Consider the following 15,243-nt stretch of genomic DNA (forward strand, 5'->3'; position numbering starts at 1 on the left):
TCTGCATCGCTGCCGTTCGGCGGCGGTGCAGATGGGGGGAAGAACGATGAGATTCAAACGAGCGTACTGCGTCATCGTTGGGATGGCCATTCTGCTGCTGGGGGCGGGAACGACGGCCGGCGCCAGCCGGGCACCGACAGCCACACCGGCGACCACGAGAGGCATGACGATCGATCCGGCATCGCAGGACCCGGGGGAGTCCCAGTTCGTGCCGGGCGCGAGCAACGTCGTGCCCGCGACGGCCGCGCCGGCTACGGACATCGGCACCGCGGCGGTCCAGAGCCTGGCGGCACCGTTCTATGCGTGCCCCGGCTACAGCGGTCTCGAAACGCAGAACCCGTTGGCGAACCTGTATGCCGACAAGTTCACCTGGTCGCCGTATGCGGCGTACAAGGTCGGTAACGGCGGCGGGAACATCAACTGGTCGTTGAATCCGTACAAGAACGCCAGCTGGTACATGTGGTTCCACTCGCTTCGGTGGCTCGGCCAAGGGATCGCGGCCGCGAGCACGGGCAACCTGACGGCACTGACGCGGGTGAACACGATCGCCTACGACTGGTACCGCGACAATCCGTACTCGTGGAAGGCGAACGTCGGCGCGTGGGAGTCGACCATGCACCGCACCAACGTGCTGATCTGCCTGCGGCAGGCGATCCTGTCCGGGCTGAAAGTCACCGCGGTCCCGGCCCGGTATGCGTGGGTGGACGCGGCGCTGCTCAGTCACGCCCGGTTTTTGACCAATTACTGGAGCGGTGCCTGGAACCATGGCACCGACGAGAGCATCGCGCTGTTCGGCGTTGGCGTCACCCTGAACCGCAGCGACTACAAGAACCTCGCCGTCAAACGTCTCGCGGCCGGCATCACGACCTCGATCGACGCGCAGGGGTCCACGAACGAGCAGTCGACGGGGTACGCGGCGTTCAACTACCGGCTGTGGGGCCGGGCGATCACCGTCCTGCAGAACGGCGGTGTCTCTCCCGGGACGACGATCCAGACCCGGCGCGCGCTGCTGGCGAAGTGGTTGACGCTGGCGACGAACTCGGTCGGCCGGCTGCCCCAGATCGGCGACACCGAGCTGCAGGCGACCTACCCGTACGCGGGGACGCCGATGGAGTACGCCGGTTCGCTGGGTACGAAGGGCAGCGCGCCGCCGTGGCGGGTCGGGGTCTACTCGGCCGGGTACGTGTTCGGCCGGACCGGGTGGGGCACCGATCCGGCGCGCGGGTTCAGAGGCGAGTCGGCGTACAGCATCAGGTACGGCCCGCCGCGGGCGTTCCACGGGCACTTCGACCACACCGGCATCACCTACACCGCCCGCGGTCGCGACATCGTCATCAACGGCGGGTACGCGGCGTACAACGCCGGTGTCTGGCGCACGTGGACGCTCGGCCCCAGTGCGCACAGCGTGATGACCACCCCGCTGTCGACGTACACGAACCCGACCACGCGGCTCGCGGCGTACTCGGTGAAGACCACGTCGGAGTCGTACGTGTTCACCGACGCACCGGGAAGCGGGATCAGCCGGGTACGGCGGGTTCTGGTGCTGAAGAACCCGGACCTGATCGTCACGTGGGACGTTGCCTCCGCGCGGACCGCCCAGGCGTTCCAGACGCTGTGGCACCTGCCGTCGGATCAGCGGGCGACCGTCTACTCGCGGACGACCGCAACCGCGATCGCGCCAGGTGACACCACGAGGACGGTGCTGTTCCAGGTCCCGTTCAAGCAGGCGCTGCCGGCCGGAGCGACGTTGGTCAAGCAGGGGCAGACCAGCCCGATCCAGGGCTGGACCTACCCGAGTAGCTACGTCCGGAAGTCCGCACCGACGATCATGATGGCTCGCTCCGGCAAGACGGCGTCGATCCTGTCGTTCGTCGTCCCGGTCCGTGCGTCGGGAGCGGTCACCTTCAAGGCGCGTTCGTCCGGTACGACGTTCATCGTCTCGCTGAACGTGGGCGGTAAGGCGGCAGCCATCGCGATCTCCGGCGGCGGTTCGCTCTACCGAGCCGGCTGACGGCGGTGATCAGACCAGGCACCGAGGCCAGTGCGGCCGCGTACAGGACCTCGGTGCCTGTCACTGCCTGCAGCCCGAGAAGGTCGCGCAGCGGAGCGAGTATCAGCGGCAGCACCTGGGCCGCCACCGCGCCGGCGACCGCGAGGTCGAGGAAGCGGAAGCGTCGGCCGCCCGACGGGGTCGGCCGGCGCAACGCCAGCGCGACACCGAGCTGGGCAAGCCCGAGAACGAGGTAGCTCAGGGTCTGCCACGGCGCACCGGCGCTCCGGGCCCAGAGGGCCGCGGTCAGCGTCACGGTCGCGATCAGGGCGCCGGTCCACGCGATTCGTTGCCACAGGCCCGCACCGAGGATCTGCTCCTGTGGCGACCGTGGCGGTTGCCGCATGGCCCGCGGATCGGCGGGTTCGGCGCCGATCGCGACGCCCGGCAGACCGTGCGTGAGCATGTTGATCCACAGGATCTGCCCGGGCAGCAGCGGGACGGCGAAGCCGAGCAGCGGACCGATCAGCATCACCAGCACCTCGGCGAGGCCGCCGCCGAGCGCGTACCGCAGGAAGGTGCGGATGTTGGCGTAGATCCGCTGGCTTTCTTCGATCGCGGCCTCGACCGTGCCGAGGTCGTCGTCGGTCAGCACCAGGTCGGCGGCCTGGCGGGCCACCTCGGTGCCGCCGCGGCCCATCGCGACGCCGATGTCGGCGCGCCGTAGCGCGGGGGCGTCGTTGACGCCGTCGCCGGTCATCGCGACGACGTGACCCTTCGCCTGCCAGGCGCGGACGATGCCGAGCTTCTGCTCGGGCCGGATCCGCGCGAACACGTGGCCGGCGGTCGGATCCTGGCCGGCGTCGATGTCGGCTCCGGTGACGACCTGGCCGTCGTGGACACCGATGCGCTCGGCGACCGCGAGCGCGGTGCCGGGGGCGTCGCCGGTGATCAGCAGCAGGCCGATGCCGGCCCGGCCGAACGACGCGACCACCTCGGCGGCGTTGTGCCGTACGGGATCGGTGATCGCGACCAGCCCGGCCAGCCGCAGGCCGTTCTCGGCCGGGGGCGCACCGGGCGGCAGGGTGTTGTCGGCGACCGCCAGCACGCGGTACCCGGCCTCGGACAGCTCCGCGGCGACGTCCTTCGCCCGCGCGATATCGCCGTACGGCGTGACGTCGGGTGTGAGCATGACCTCGGGTGCCCCCTTGCCGATGACGAGGAGGTCGTCGCTGCCGGGCTGTTCATGGAACGTGGTCATGCGTTTGCGGGTGCTGTCGAACGGCACCTCGTGCGTCCGCGGATACGCCGCGCGCAGCTCGTCGGGATCGACCGATCCGCGGTGCGCGAGGGTGAGGAGCGCGGCCTCGGTCGGATCGCCGATCGGCTGCCAGGCGGCGTGGTCGGCGTGGTCGGCGTGGTCTGCGGAGTCGGCCGCCGGCGGCCGGAGGGCGGCGTCGTTGCACAAGGCCACGTCACGCAGCAGCCGCCGGACGGCGCCGGAATCGGACGGCCGGAGCTCGCCGGCAGGTTCGTAGCCGACACCGGTCGCGGTGGCCGCGACCGACTCGGTCCAGAGCCGCTCGGCCTGCATGATGCCCTCGGTGAGCGTCCCGGTCTTGTCGGTCGCGACCACCGTGACCGCACCAAGCGTCTCGACGGCCGGCAGTTTGCGGACGACCGCGGCGCGTTGCGCCATGCGGTGCGCGCCGATCGCGAGCGCGAGGGTGACCATCGCGGGCAGCGATTCGGGGACGGCGGCCACCGTCAGGCTCACCGCGGTCACGACCATACTCGGGAGCGGCAGCCCGCGGACCAGGCCGGCGACGGCGACGATCGCGGAGAGCGCGACGGCGACGATGCTCAGCGTCCGGCTGAGCCCAGCGAGCCTGCGTTGCAGCGGCGTCGCTCGTGGGCGCTGGTTCGACAGTAGTACGGCGATCTGGCCGAGTGCGCTCCCCGGTCCGGTCCGGGTGACGGTGCCGGTGCCGCGGCCGCGAGTGACGACGGTTCCGGAGAACACCTCGTCGGCCGGGTCCTTCTCGACCGGAACGGATTCGCCGGTGAGGGTGGACTCGTCGGCCTGCAACTGGACCGCGTCGAACAGGACGAGATCGGCCGGTACGACGTCACCTGCCTGGAGCAGGACCACGTCGTCGGGTACGACGTCGGCGGCGGGCACCACGGTGGTGTGGCCGCTGCGCCGGACGGTCGCGTGCGGCGCCGCCAGGCGGCTGAGCGCGGCGAGCGCGTGCTCGGCGCGGATCTCCTGGACGACGCCGACCGTGGTGTTGAGGACGACGACGACCAGGATCACCGTGAGGTCGGTGACGTCGCCCAGGCTCGCGGTGAGGATCGCGGCCGCGATCAGGAGCAGGATCATCGGATCCCGCAGCTGGACGAGGACCCGCAGCCACGGCGACGGCGGCCGCGGTGCCGGAATGCTGTTCGGTCCGTGCTCGACAAGCCGCAGTGCGGCCTGCTCCGCGGACAGGCCACGCGGAGAGGTCTGCTGAACGGTCATCGGCGAACTACGGCGTCATGCCGCGGGCTGCCCCGGTCGAGCAGATCCACTGCGAGGACGTTGCGGCCGCGCAGGCGCATCGGGATCACCTCCGGCCGGTGCGCGGCCTGGGGATCGAGACGATCGTCCAGCCGGCGGCGAACAGGACCACCAGTGTGGTTCGGAGGGCGTCGGACCAGTCGCTGGTCCAGACGGCGGTGGCCAGGACCTGGGGGAAGAACGCGATCCAGACGAGGATCTCGGCCACCAGCGGCAGGTCGCGGATCCAGGCGGCCAGATCGTCCAGCCGGCCCTGGGACATCAGCACGAAGAAGACGATCCACAGCCCGGTCATCCAGACGAACCATCCGATCGACGACGGAGGCACCCGCCGTACTCCGTGGGTCGCGTTTGCGGTCGACGGCTTGGACATGGCGACTCCCTTCGGCAGGCTCGGGGCGGCAGCCGCGGGGGACGACGCCGTCCTCGCTTCGAGCATCCGTCGCCGGGGCCCGCCGTCACAGGGGGCGTTGGACCTGTTTCGGTAGGCCGGTCAGCGGGCCAGGACGCCGAGGTTCTTGCCGATCACCCCGTCGACTCCGAGGCGTTGCGCGTCGGCGAGGTCGGCCGCGGTGTCGACCGGCCAGGTGAACACCACGTCGGCGGTCCGTCGCAGCTCGGTCACCGTCTCCGGCGTGAGCAGCCGTCGGTGGACGCAGGCGCCGTACGCCGGCCGCCGCCGGAGCCGGGCGCGCAGCCGCCTGAGGCCGCGGCGGCTTCCGGCCGACAGGACGAGCCGGACGTTCGCCAGGTCGCGAAAGGCGCGGAGCATCCACCAGTGCTGGGTGCAGACGGTGATCGCGGTCCCGGGCAGCTCGGCCGCCAGCCGCCGTGCGAGCCACGGATGGATCCCTTTGAGATCCAGCATCAACCGCGGATCGCCGTCGGCCGCCGTCAGCAGCTCGTGGAGCTCGAGCACCCGTACGTCGCGGCGCCGCACGAGCTCGCCACGGTCCCACAACCACCACGGCCCGAGCGTCTTGCGGTGCCGTACTTCCAAGCGGTCGCGATACGCATGGATATCGGCCTCGACGAGGTCGGCGCCGCCGTCGAGGGCGGACCGCAGCAGGCCGAGGTCGTTGCCGGCGCGATGTGCGATGGCGAGTGGTCGCATCATGCCGTCTCCGGGTGCCGTTCGGTGAACCAGCCCCGCCAGCGCAGGAACATCAGGCTGCCGCCGATCAGCAACGCCGGGATCCAGTACAGCAACGTGGTCAGCGCGACCGCGCCGAACGCCTCGCGCCACGAGACGCCGATCGCGGCCAGTCCGGCCACCAGCGCTCCGTCCCGCGGGCTGGCACCGTGGACACCGGGCAGTACGCCGGCCACCTGGCTCGCGCCGAACACCGCCACGAGTTGCAGCCCCGGCACCGGACCGCCGACCGCGGCGATGGCACCGACGAGCAGACCGAGGATCGTCGCCTGGTAGCCGATGGACAGCAGCACGCCGAGCGCGAACACCTTCGGCGACGGCCACGGCCAGCGGCCGGTGAGGCTCGGACGCCGGCGTCGTACGACGAGAGCCGCCACCAGGACCAGCGCCGCGGCGCCGAGAGCGATCGCCAGCACCGTCCACGGCAGCGTCACTCCGGTGACCGCCACCGCGACAACCAGACCGACCGCGCCGACGAAGCGGTCCAGCGCGACCTCGGCGGCCCCGCTGGCCCGGCGGACCCCGGCGGTCTCGAGCCGATGCACCCGCCACAGGTCGGCGCCGGCGTGCCAGGGCGTGATCAGCCCGAGGATCTCGCTCTCCGCGTACGCACGCAGGTGCCAGCGGCGGGTCCGGCCGCTGGTCGAGATCGCGTGCCACCGCAGCGGACACAGGACGTACTTGCCGATCGCGAACGGCAGCAGACCGAGCACCGCCGGCAGTACGGCGGTGTGCGGGACGCGTTCGACGTTCCACAGCGAGACAACGACCGCTGTGACGAGCGCGACGAGGCGCACGCCGCGATGAGTGACGATTTTTCGGCCGGCACGCCCCAGTCGTGCGAAATTTTCTCGGCCCAGTTGCATGAGGGGTCCTTCCGGGGCCTCGGGTGCGACGCACGGTGACGCCGCACCCGGCAATGCGATGCCAGGACCATAACCGGCCGATTCAAATCCGGCATCTCGGCGCCTGTCGTGGACCTTCGTCCCGGGTCGGCCGGGCGCTATGCCTCTAGGTCGCCGGACCGGCCGGTTGCGAGCGTGGACGGAGGAGGTGCGGCCGATGGTGGCAGGGGATGTGACGGCGGTACTGCGGGTGACGCACCGGATGCGTCAGGTGGCTCGCGAGCTGCTCGTGATCACGGCGGCGATCCTGTTGTACTTCGTGGTACGCGGACTGATGACGACGCGGATCGACACCGCCTACCGCAACGCCGAGAACGTCATCGCCCTGGAGCGATCGACCGGGATCTTCGTCGAACCGCGGCTGCAGGAGGTCGTGATCCAGCACGGCTGGCTGGCCGAGCTGTTCGGATACATCTACATCTACGGGCACTGGCCGGTGGTGGTCGCCACGCTGCTGTGGTTGCTGATCCGGCAGCGTGAGGCGTACCGGACGTTCCGGAATGCGATCCTGTTGTCCGGTGCGATCGGGCTGGTGATCTTCGCGGCGTTCCCGGTCGCGCCGCCGCGGTTCCTGACCGCGTACGGCTTCGTCGACACGGTCACCGAGCGCACCTCGGCGTACCGGGTCCTGCAGCCGCCGGCCTTCGTGAACCAGTACGCGGCCGTGCCGAGTCTGCACTTCGGCTGGAACCTGCTGATGGGGATCGCGCTCGCGAGCCTGGGCGGGCACTGGATCATCCGTTTGTTCGGTTGGCTGATGCCGGTGCTGATGTTCTGCGCGATCGTGCTGACCGCCAATCACTACATCGTCGACGGCCTCGCCGGTGGAGCGATCGCGCTGCTCGGGCTGCTGGTCGGCTACCGCCTGGGCAGGAAGCCGCGCTGGGCTCGCAGGCTCAGATAACACAGGCCTGCCGCCGGGACCGGCGCCCAGAACTGGAGCAGCCGCCAGGACAGGACGGCGAGGACGGCGGTTTCGCCGGGGACGCCGAAGCCGATCAGCGTCGAGATCGCGACCCCCTCGACGATCGCGATGCCGCCGGGGGTGAGTGGAACGGCGGCGGCCAGGTTCGCGGCGCAGTACGCGAGCAGCAGCGGTACCGGGCCGACGAGTTCGCCGTACGCGAGCAGGAAGGTCCAGAGCACGGCCGCGTCCAGAAGCCAGTTCAGCGTTCCCCAGATCAGGAACGCCTTGCGGACCTCGCGGGCGGCGAGCAGGTCACGCAGCCGGAGCGCGACCGACGTCACCCACGGCCGCATGCGCCGGGGGAGCCGGCGCAGGAGCACCCGCAGCAGGCGCGCCGCGAACCGTTCGAGGGCGGAACGTTCGCGCACGGCGAGGACGCCGGCGGCGATCGCGACGAGCCCGATCAGGAACATCGCCAGGTACGCCGGCGTCGCGTCGCGCAGGAACAGGGCCGGTATCGAGGTCAGCCAGGCGATCAGGAGCAGCGCGAGGTACGAACCGACGGCCTCCGCCGTGATCGTCGCGGTGATGTCCGTCGTTCGCGCACCGCCTGACTGGAGCAGCCGGAAGCGGAGCGCGGTCGCTGTCGCCGCGCCGCCGGGTACGACGTGGCTCACACCGTACCCGGTGACGTCGGAGCGCAGGATCCACGAGAACCGGACCCGGCTCCCACCCAGCAGCGCGCGGGTGACGAGCGAGTAGCTGACCAGGCTCGCGGCCTCGAGCGCGACCGCGGCGACGATCCAGAGCGGATCGAGCCGCGTGACCCGATCGAGGGAGTCCCGCGCGGGAGCGAGCTTCGGGAGGACGACGTACTCGATCAGAGCGACCAGCAGGATGAGGGAGACCGCGGACCAGATCCGGCGGTACCGGACCGGCGGGGTCCCCGTCGCGCTGCGCATGCGTCGCTCCTTCCTCTCCGCAGCTTCGTTCTCCGAACGCCGCGGGGGGAGGGCCGAAGGTCCGGCCGGTTCCGGTGCGGAGGGCCCTGCTCCGGTGACGGGTTGCGAGGTGTGGTGGAAGTGCAAGCGAAGGCGACAGGAAGGAGACGCCATGGCGAGCACGCTGCAACACAGGGACAATCGCCGGCAGTTCGCGGAACTGTTCGACTGGGCCGAGGGCCTGCCGAGCCTGTTCACGATGCCGGCGACGCTGCGCGGCGTCCGGATCGAGGAGTTCGCCGACGGCGACAAGTACGTCGTCCGTGCGGAGCTGCCCGGCCTGGATCCGGACAAGGACATCAAGGTCGAGGTCGCGAACGGCATGCTGACCTTCACCGCGACCCGTCAGCAGGAAGAGCACGACGGTGCCCGCTCGGAGTTCCACTACGGCACGCTCACCCGCCGGGTGCTGCTGCCGGAGGGTGCGGACGAGCAGGCCGTCGTCGCGAAGTACGGGGCCGGGATCCTCGAAGTGACCGTGCCGATCGCGGCGAAGGCTGCCGAGACCCGCACCATCACGATCGAGCACACCGACTGAAGCCCTCCGACCGGCCCGGCCCGGTGCACCGGGCCGGGCCCGAAAGGACCTGACGATGAGACGGTTGGTGATCCTCGGTGGCGGGACGGCCGGCACCATGGTGGCCAACAAGCTGCGCCGCCGCCTGCCACTCGACGACTGGCGCATCACCGTGATCGACGGCCAACGCGATCACCTGTACCAGCCCGGTCTGCTGTTCGTGCCCTTCGGCGGGCGGGAGGATCTGCTGAGACCGCGCCGCCGGCTGCTGCGGAACGGGATCCACCTGCTGATCGGCGAGATCGCCGTTGTCGACCCGGAGCGGAAGTCCGTCCGGCTGTCCGACGGCGAGGTGGTCTGCTACGACTATCTGGTCATCGCCACCGGTACCAGCCCGCGGCCGGACCAGACTCCCGGCATGCTGGGCAGCGAATGGCATCGCACGATCCACGACTTCTACACCTACGACGGCGCCTTCGCGCTCCGCGACGCCCTGCAGGGCTTCACCGGCGGCCGTCTGGTCGTCCACGTCGTGGAGCAACCGATCAAGTGCCCAGTCGCGCCGCTGGAGTTCACCTTCCTCGCCGAGGCGTTCTTCCGCCGGCGGGAGATGCGCGACCAGGTCGAGTTGGTCTACGTGACACCGCTGGACGGCGCGTTCACCAAGCCGATCGCGGCGCGGTACCTGGGCGGTCTGCTCGACGACCGCAAGATCGCGGTCGAGACCGACTTCCTGGTCGAACGGGTCGACGCCGACCGGAAGGTGCTGGTCAGCTACGACGAGCGCGAGATCGGGTACGACCTGCTCGTCACCGTGCCGCTGAACATGGGTGCGGACTTCGTCGGAGCCTCCGGGCTCGGCGACGAGCTGAACTACGTCCCGGTGGACAAGGGCACCCTGCAGTCCACGGCACACCCGGAGATCTTCGCGATTGGCGACGCCAACGACCTGCCGACATCGAAGGCCGGCTCGGTGGCGCACTTCTCCGCCGAGGTGTTCGTGGCGAACTTCTGCCAGTACGTCGAGGGGCGGGCGATGACGCACCGCTTCGACGGGCACGCCAACTGCTTCGTCGAGACCGGCGACGGCAAGGGCCTGCTGATCGACTTCGACTACGACACCGAACCGCTGCCCGGGCGCTACCCGCTGGGCGGACTCGGGCCGCTGTCGCTGCTCCGCGAGACGAAAGCGAACCATTGGGGCAAGCTCGCGTTCCGCTGGATCTACTGGAACCTGCTGCTCCCGGGACACCGGCTGCCGGTACCCACCCGGATGTCGATGAGCGGGAAACACCGACCGGACGAGGAGGACCGACCATGACCACCGTGCACCCTCAGATCCACACCGACTCGGAGGGGTTCCTCACCGAGTACGACGAGTGGAGCGAGGAACTCGCCGGCGAACTCGCCGCGCGGATCGGCATCGAGCTCACCGACGAGCACTGGAAGGCGATCCGGTTCCTGCGTGCGGACTACCCGGCGCACGGCGAGACCGCGACGCTGCGCCGGGTGTCGACCCTGGCCGGCATCCCGGTGAAGCAACTGTTCGTGCTGTTCCCGGGCAAGCCGGCCAAGAAGATGGCCTACGTCGCCGGCCTGCCGAAACCCCGCGGTTGTGTCTGAGGAGGACATCATGACCACGACCATTGACACCTCGTCGCTGGTGACGCCGGACTTCGGCGACGCGGCGACCGAGGGCCGCAAGCTGGCCATCATCTGCTCCAAGGGCAACCTGGACATGGCCTACCCGGGCCTGATCCTGGCCAACGCCGCGCTCGGCGAAGGCGTGGAGACGCATCTGTTCTTCACGTTCTGGGGTTTCGACATGATCACCAAGTCGCGGATGCACGACCTGAAGTTCACGATGCTCGGAAACACCGCGACGCACCTGCCGCAGGGCCTCGGCGGCCTGCCCGGGATGACCGCGATGGCGACGCACCAGATGAAGAAGCAGATCCAGGAGATCGGCGTCCCCGACGTCCCCGAGTTCCTCGAGCAGATCGTCGCCTCCGGCGGTCACCTCTGGGCGTGCCGGATGTCGGCCGACATGATGCACCTCGACGAGTCGGACCTGTCCGAGGACGTCGAAGGCATCATCAGTGCCGCCGACTTCATCGAGAAGACCGACGGCGCCCAGATCATCTTCATCTGAGCGCCCGGGTGTCAGCCGCCGGCTGCGGCGGCCGGGATGATGGCGACGGGGCAGTCGGCGTGATGCAGGACGGTCTGGCTGACGGAGCCGATGAGCATGCCCGCGAAGCCGCCGCGGCCGCGCGCGCCCAGCACGATCAGCGCGGCGTCGGACGACAGGCGCAGGATGTGCTCGGCGGGATGGCCGGTGATGTGGACCAGCTCGGCGTCGTGCCCGCCGCGGGCGTGGACGGCCTCGCGGAGTTCGTTCTCGCTGATCCGGTGCAACGCGGTGCCGGTGGGTTCGGCGGCGATCACCCGGACGGCGAGATCGTGCCGGCGCGCGTGCTCCAGCCCGAAGTCCAGGGCAGTGTCGCTGGCCGGCGAACCGTCGTACCCGATGACCACCCGGACGCCGGCCATGCTGCCGAGATCGGGCCGTACGACGACCACCGGGCAGCGGGCGTTCGCGGCCAGGTCGAGTCCCGTGGAGCCGACGAGCGCGCCGATCATCACGCCGAGGCCGCGGCTGCCGATCACCACGACCGCAGCCGACCTGGACGCCTTGACCAAGGCCGCCGAGGGCGAGCCGCTCTCGATCCGGGAGTCGATCGCGATCCCCGGCATCAGGCCGCGGGCCTGGGCGACGGCCTTGTAGACGACCTCCCCGGCCTGTGCCGGCGGGCTGCCCGGGGCGAGGGCGTAGACCAGGTGCAGCGGGCTCCGCAGCGCCGCGGCCTCCTGCGTGCCCCATTTGATCGCGACGTCCGCCGCGGGGGAGCCGTCGATGCCGACGACGACCGGGAGGTGCTTCATCCGATCCTCCGGGAGTGCACGGGCGCGGCGCCCGCGCGGCCGGTGGGGATGCCGTCGCCGGTCTGCAGCAGTTCCCGCAACCGGCCGATGAACCGCGCGGCCGGTGCGCCGTCGACGACGTCGTGGTCGACGCTGACCGTCAGCTGCAGGAACTCGCGTTCCACCAGCGTGCCCTGGAAGACGATCGGCCGTCGGGCGATTCCGCCCACCACGACGCTCAGGGTGTGCAGCTGGAAGCCGATGCCCCAGCCTGCGCCGGCGCCGAACATGCCGACCGCGGTGACGCCTACGGTGCCGGCCAGCGCCTGCTGACGGTGGGGCAGCCGGTGCAGAGCGCCGAGCAGGGGCACCCGGACGAAGCCAGGCAGCAACAGGTACGCGTGCACCCATGGGGCCTTGTGCACCGATGCGCTGAGGTACGGATCGGTCTTGACCGCGTGGATCTCCTGGTGGAGGTCCTTGACGGCGCGGCGGCCGGCGTCGCGGAGCACATGCGTGAACGCGAACGGCCGCCCGTCGACCTCGACCTCGATCGGCAGCCCCACGTCGACCTGGTCGAACACGACCTCCCGGCCGCGCAGGTCGCGGTACGCCTGAATGCCGGGATCCGCGGCGACCGCCGCGGCGACGCAGTGGATCACGAAGGCGGTGAACCATTGGTCGGTCTGCTCGCGGCGCAAGGCGTCGCGCGCCGAGGTGACGTCGACCTCGAACAGGCCGTGGATGGCGTGCCTGCGCCGTGCGGCGCGCCCGGTGTCGATGACCAACTGCCGTACCCACGGCACAGCTCTGACCTGTGCGCCCACGGTCCACCTCCTGGAGCCGATCTGACCTGAGCATCAGCTCCCCGGGCGGCCGGGCGCACCGGCCGTCGGTCCTCTCCGTGCAGGACCTTGGACTCTCAGTCGGGTCTTCGGTCGCGCAGGCGGGCCGCATGGTCGGGCACCTGGGTCTGCATCTCCCGCGGCGTGCGTTCGTACCCCTTCGACGGCGGCCGCGGCGGCAGCGCGAGCGGTGGCCGCTGCACCTCGTGGTACGGGACCGTCGACAGCAGGTGCGCGATCATGTTGATCCGCGCGGAGCGTTTGTCCTCACTCTCCACGACGTACCAGGGCGCCTCCGGGATGTCGGTGTGGACGAACATCTCGTCCTTGGCGCGCGAGTAGTCCTCCCAGCGGGTGATCGACTCCAGGTCCATCGGCGACAGCTTCCAGCGCCGCATCGGGTCCTCGAGCCGGCTGCGGAACCGCCGTTCCTGCTCGCTGTCGCTGACCGAGAACCAGTACTTGCGCAGCAGGACGCCGTCCTCCACCAGTTGCCGTTCGAAGATCGGGCACTGGTGCAGGAACCGGGCGTACTCCTGGTTGGTGCAGAAACCCATCACGCGCTCCACCCCGGCGCGGTTGTACCAGCTGCGGTCGAACAGGGCGATCTCGCCGGCCGCCGGCAGGTGTTCGACGTACCGCTGGAAGTACCACTCGGTGCGCTGCCGCTCGGTCGGGGCGGGCAGCGCGACGATCCGCGCGACGCGGGGATTGAGGTACTCCGTGACGCGTTTGATCGTGCTGCCCTTGCCGGCGGCGTCGCGCCCCTCGAAGACGACCACGAGCCGGGCGCCCTCCGCGCGCACCCACTCCTGCAACTTCACCAGCTCGGCCTGCAGCCGCAGCAGCTCGCGCTCATAGATCTTCTTCGGCAACTTCTCCATCCCTGAACCATGCCGCATCCGGCACCCGCCGGACAGGCCTTTCGACCCTACGAGCGAGGCCCCGGCGGCTGTTCGCTCGAAGTGCACGACGCGCCGATCGGAAGGAGCAGGGCCATGCAGTACGTCGCACCCAGCCGTTCCGAGGCCCCGAAGTCGCTGAGAGCGGCCGGTCGCATCACCGCCACCGAGGCTGCCCGCCAGGCGATCCGTCATCTGACCGACAGCCGCGGGGCGCCGGTGATGTTCGTCCAGTTCGCCGACCGCGGCGCCGGGAGCACCCCGATGTGCTACCCGGAGAACGAGTTCCCGGTCCGTCCGGGTGACGTGCTGCTCGGCGAGGTCGAGGGCAGCCCGTTCTACATCGACCGGCGGCTCGACCAGGCCTGGGGCCGGGACGCGGTCCTGCTCGACGTCGCGTCCGGCGGTCCGGCGGGGTTCTCGCTTCCCGCCGGGCTCGGCGGCCACTTCGTCACCCGGCTGGTCGGTCGTGTTCGCGCATCCGATTCCCGTCCGCCCGAAAGGTCTGAAAGGACTGTCATGAAAGCAGCTGTCGTCACCGACTTCACGAAGCCGCTGGAGATCCAGGAGGTACCGATTCCCGAGCCCGGGCCGGGCGAGGTGCTGGTACGGATGGAGACCAGCGGGCTCTGCCACACCGACATCCATGCCGCGCACGGCGACTGGCCGGTCAAGCCGCACCCGCCGTTCGTGCCCGGACACGAGGGCGTCGGGATCGTCGAGAAGCTCGGCGACGGGGTGACGGAGCGGGCGGTCGGTGACCGGGTCGCGATCGCGTGGCTCGGCTACGCGTGCGGGAAGTGCCGCTACTGCATCGGCGGCTGGGAGACGCTCTGCCCGGAGCAGCGCAACTCGGGCTACTCCGTGAACGGCAGCTTCGCCGAGTACGCCGTGCTGCCGGCCGCGTTCGCGAACCCGGTGCCGGACGAGGTTTCGTCCCGGGACGCCGCGCCGCTGACGTGTGCCGGCGTGACGACGTACAAGGCGATCCGGGTGGCCGGGGTGGCGCCGGCCGAGACCGTGGCGATCTTCGGCGTCGGCGGACTGGGGCACCTGGCGCTGCAGTACGCGCGGATCGCCGGCGGCGTGACGATCGCCGTCGACATCGAGGACAACAAACTCGAGATGGCCAAGCACCTGGGTGCGGATCACCTGGTGAACGCGGCCACCACCGATCCGGTCGAGGCGATCCAGGCACTTGGCGGCGCCGACGTCGCGGTCGCTCTGGCGGCTGACCCGCGGTCGTTCGACCAGGCGTTCCGGTCGCTGCGTCGGGGCGGACGGCTGGTCTGCGTCGCGCTGCCTGCCGACGACGGCGCGCTGAGCCTGCCGATCTTCGACACGGTGCTGAACGGCAAGACCGTGATCGGTTCGATCGTCGGCACCCGCAACGATCTGGCCGACGTCTTCGCGCTGCACGCGGCCGGCCGGACGAAGGTCGTCGCCGTCGACCGCACGCTCGACGACGTCAACCAGTCGATCGAGGCCGTCCTGGCCGGCGACATCCCGGCGCGCGTGGTGTTCCGGTTCTGAAC

Annotated in this window: 15 protein-coding genes; 7 read left to right on the forward strand and 8 right to left on the reverse strand. The window is 70.4% G+C overall.

Annotation, left to right across the window (positions count from 1 at the left end; all coding sequences use genetic code 11):
• Positions 1-46: 46 nt before the first annotated feature.
• Entirely contained in the window at positions 47-2,011 is a 1,965-nt protein-coding gene (locus ABZX12_RS08170; protein WP_355690985.1) for a heparinase II/III family protein, read from the forward strand.
• On the opposite strand, the gene ABZX12_RS08175 is transcribed toward ABZX12_RS08170, so the two are convergent.
• The 4 genes from ABZX12_RS08175 to ABZX12_RS08190 form a co-directional block, all read right to left on the reverse strand.
• The gene (locus ABZX12_RS08175; RefSeq protein WP_355690986.1) at positions 1,932-4,514 is read right to left on the reverse strand and encodes a cation-transporting P-type ATPase; all 2,583 of its coding nucleotides are present in this window, start codon (positions 4,512-4,514) and stop codon (positions 1,932-1,934) included. The two genes, ABZX12_RS08170 and ABZX12_RS08175, sit on opposite strands and share 80 nt — an antisense overlap.
• Positions 4,515-4,599: 85 nt before the next feature.
• A complete protein-coding gene (locus ABZX12_RS08180; protein ID WP_355690987.1) occupies positions 4,600-4,926 on the reverse strand; it encodes a hypothetical protein in 327 nt (108 codons plus the stop codon).
• A 120-nt stretch (positions 4,927-5,046) separates the two neighbouring features.
• Positions 5,047-5,670, reverse strand: a complete 624-nt coding sequence (locus tag ABZX12_RS08185; RefSeq protein WP_355690989.1) for a glycerophosphodiester phosphodiesterase — start codon at positions 5,668-5,670, stop codon at positions 5,047-5,049.
• Entirely contained in the window at positions 5,667-6,503 is an 837-nt protein-coding gene (locus tag ABZX12_RS08190; RefSeq protein ID WP_355690990.1) for a lysylphosphatidylglycerol synthase domain-containing protein, read from the reverse strand. Before ABZX12_RS08190 ends, ABZX12_RS08185 begins: the two co-directional genes overlap by 4 nt.
• Before the next feature lie 265 nt (positions 6,504-6,768).
• Between ABZX12_RS08190 and ABZX12_RS08195 the strand changes: the two genes are divergently transcribed.
• On the forward strand, positions 6,769-7,515 hold the full coding sequence (locus ABZX12_RS08195) for a phosphatase PAP2 family protein (protein ID WP_355690992.1): 747 nt from the start codon (positions 6,769-6,771) through the stop codon (positions 7,513-7,515).
• Here the strand turns inward: ABZX12_RS08195 and ABZX12_RS08200 are convergent.
• The gene (locus tag ABZX12_RS08200) at positions 7,470-8,480 is read right to left on the reverse strand and encodes a YbhN family protein (RefSeq protein WP_355690994.1); all 1,011 of its coding nucleotides are present in this window, start codon (positions 8,478-8,480) and stop codon (positions 7,470-7,472) included. The two genes, ABZX12_RS08195 and ABZX12_RS08200, sit on opposite strands and share 46 nt — an antisense overlap.
• A gap of 151 nt (positions 8,481-8,631) precedes the next feature.
• Here ABZX12_RS08200 and ABZX12_RS08205 point away from each other — a divergent pair, with 151 nt between their 5' ends.
• From ABZX12_RS08205 to ABZX12_RS08220, 4 genes are read left to right on the forward strand one after another with little or no spacing between them, the layout of a single operon-like run.
• Positions 8,632-9,057, forward strand: a complete 426-nt coding sequence (locus tag ABZX12_RS08205; protein ID WP_355690996.1) for an Hsp20/alpha crystallin family protein — start codon at positions 8,632-8,634, stop codon at positions 9,055-9,057.
• A gap of 55 nt (positions 9,058-9,112) precedes the next feature.
• Positions 9,113-10,357 carry an FAD/NAD(P)-binding oxidoreductase gene (locus ABZX12_RS08210; protein ID WP_355690998.1) on the forward strand — a complete coding sequence of 415 codons (1,245 nt, stop codon included), beginning with the start codon at positions 9,113-9,115 and terminating at the stop codon, positions 10,355-10,357.
• Positions 10,354-10,659 (forward strand): TusE/DsrC/DsvC family sulfur relay protein, encoded by a 306-nt coding sequence (locus tag ABZX12_RS08215; RefSeq protein ID WP_355691000.1) that lies wholly within the window; start codon positions 10,354-10,356, stop codon positions 10,657-10,659. The genes ABZX12_RS08210 and ABZX12_RS08215 overlap by 4 nt, the downstream gene beginning before the upstream one ends.
• A 10-nt stretch (positions 10,660-10,669) precedes the next feature.
• Positions 10,670-11,188, forward strand: a complete 519-nt coding sequence (locus ABZX12_RS08220; protein WP_355691002.1) for a DsrE/DsrF/DrsH-like family protein — start codon at positions 10,670-10,672, stop codon at positions 11,186-11,188.
• 11 nt (positions 11,189-11,199) lie between these two features.
• Here ABZX12_RS08220 and ABZX12_RS08225 read toward each other — a convergent pair whose 3' ends face one another.
• From ABZX12_RS08225 to ppk2, 3 genes are all read right to left on the reverse strand, one after another.
• Positions 11,200-11,982 carry a universal stress protein gene (locus ABZX12_RS08225; protein WP_355691004.1) on the reverse strand — a complete coding sequence of 261 codons (783 nt, stop codon included), beginning with the start codon at positions 11,980-11,982 and terminating at the stop codon, positions 11,200-11,202.
• Positions 11,979-12,788 (reverse strand): 2-oxo acid dehydrogenase subunit E2, encoded by an 810-nt coding sequence (locus ABZX12_RS08230; RefSeq protein ID WP_355691006.1) that lies wholly within the window; start codon positions 12,786-12,788, stop codon positions 11,979-11,981. The genes ABZX12_RS08225 and ABZX12_RS08230 overlap by 4 nt, the downstream gene beginning before the upstream one ends.
• 95 nt (positions 12,789-12,883) lie before the next feature.
• A complete protein-coding gene (gene ppk2, locus ABZX12_RS08235; RefSeq protein WP_355691008.1) occupies positions 12,884-13,690 on the reverse strand; it encodes a polyphosphate kinase 2 in 807 nt (268 codons plus the stop codon).
• 114 nt (positions 13,691-13,804) lie between these two features.
• Between ppk2 and ABZX12_RS08240 the strand changes: the two genes are divergently transcribed.
• A complete protein-coding gene (locus ABZX12_RS08240; protein ID WP_355691009.1) occupies positions 13,805-15,241 on the forward strand; it encodes a DUF779 domain-containing protein in 1,437 nt (478 codons plus the stop codon).
• Positions 15,242-15,243: the final 2 nt, after the last annotated feature.

Origin of the sequence: Kribbella sp. NPDC003505 (assembly GCF_040610875.1) — a bacterium.
GTDB lineage: Bacteria > Actinomycetota > Actinomycetes > Propionibacteriales > Kribbellaceae > Kribbella.

What these genes read in the sequence shown, in the direction of transcription:
- ABZX12_RS08195 (WP_355690992.1), top strand. Translation starts at nt 6,769, where the DNA reads ATGGTGGCAGGGGATGTGACGGCGGTACTGCGGGTGACGCACCGGATG.
- ABZX12_RS08170 (WP_355690985.1), top strand. Translation starts at nt 47, where the DNA reads ATGAGATTCAAACGAGCGTACTGCGTCATCGTTGGGATGGCCATTCTG.
- ppk2 (WP_355691008.1), bottom strand. Translation starts at nt 13,690, where the DNA reads ATGGAGAAGTTGCCGAAGAAGATCTATGAGCGCGAGCTGCTGCGGCTG.
- ABZX12_RS08210 (WP_355690998.1), top strand. Translation starts at nt 9,113, where the DNA reads ATGAGACGGTTGGTGATCCTCGGTGGCGGGACGGCCGGCACCATGGTG.
- ABZX12_RS08240 (WP_355691009.1), top strand. Translation starts at nt 13,805, where the DNA reads ATGCAGTACGTCGCACCCAGCCGTTCCGAGGCCCCGAAGTCGCTGAGA.
- ABZX12_RS08220 (WP_355691002.1), top strand. Translation starts at nt 10,670, where the DNA reads ATGACCACGACCATTGACACCTCGTCGCTGGTGACGCCGGACTTCGGC.
- ABZX12_RS08200 (WP_355690994.1), bottom strand. Translation starts at nt 8,480, where the DNA reads ATGCGCAGCGCGACGGGGACCCCGCCGGTCCGGTACCGCCGGATCTGG.
- ABZX12_RS08185 (WP_355690989.1), bottom strand. Translation starts at nt 5,670, where the DNA reads ATGATGCGACCACTCGCCATCGCACATCGCGCCGGCAACGACCTCGGC.
- ABZX12_RS08180 (WP_355690987.1), bottom strand. Translation starts at nt 4,926, where the DNA reads ATGTCCAAGCCGTCGACCGCAAACGCGACCCACGGAGTACGGCGGGTG.
- ABZX12_RS08175 (WP_355690986.1), bottom strand. Translation starts at nt 4,514, where the DNA reads ATGACCGTTCAGCAGACCTCTCCGCGTGGCCTGTCCGCGGAGCAGGCC.
- ABZX12_RS08205 (WP_355690996.1), top strand. Translation starts at nt 8,632, where the DNA reads ATGGCGAGCACGCTGCAACACAGGGACAATCGCCGGCAGTTCGCGGAA.
- ABZX12_RS08225 (WP_355691004.1), bottom strand. Translation starts at nt 11,982, where the DNA reads ATGAAGCACCTCCCGGTCGTCGTCGGCATCGACGGCTCCCCCGCGGCG.
- ABZX12_RS08215 (WP_355691000.1), top strand. Translation starts at nt 10,354, where the DNA reads ATGACCACCGTGCACCCTCAGATCCACACCGACTCGGAGGGGTTCCTC.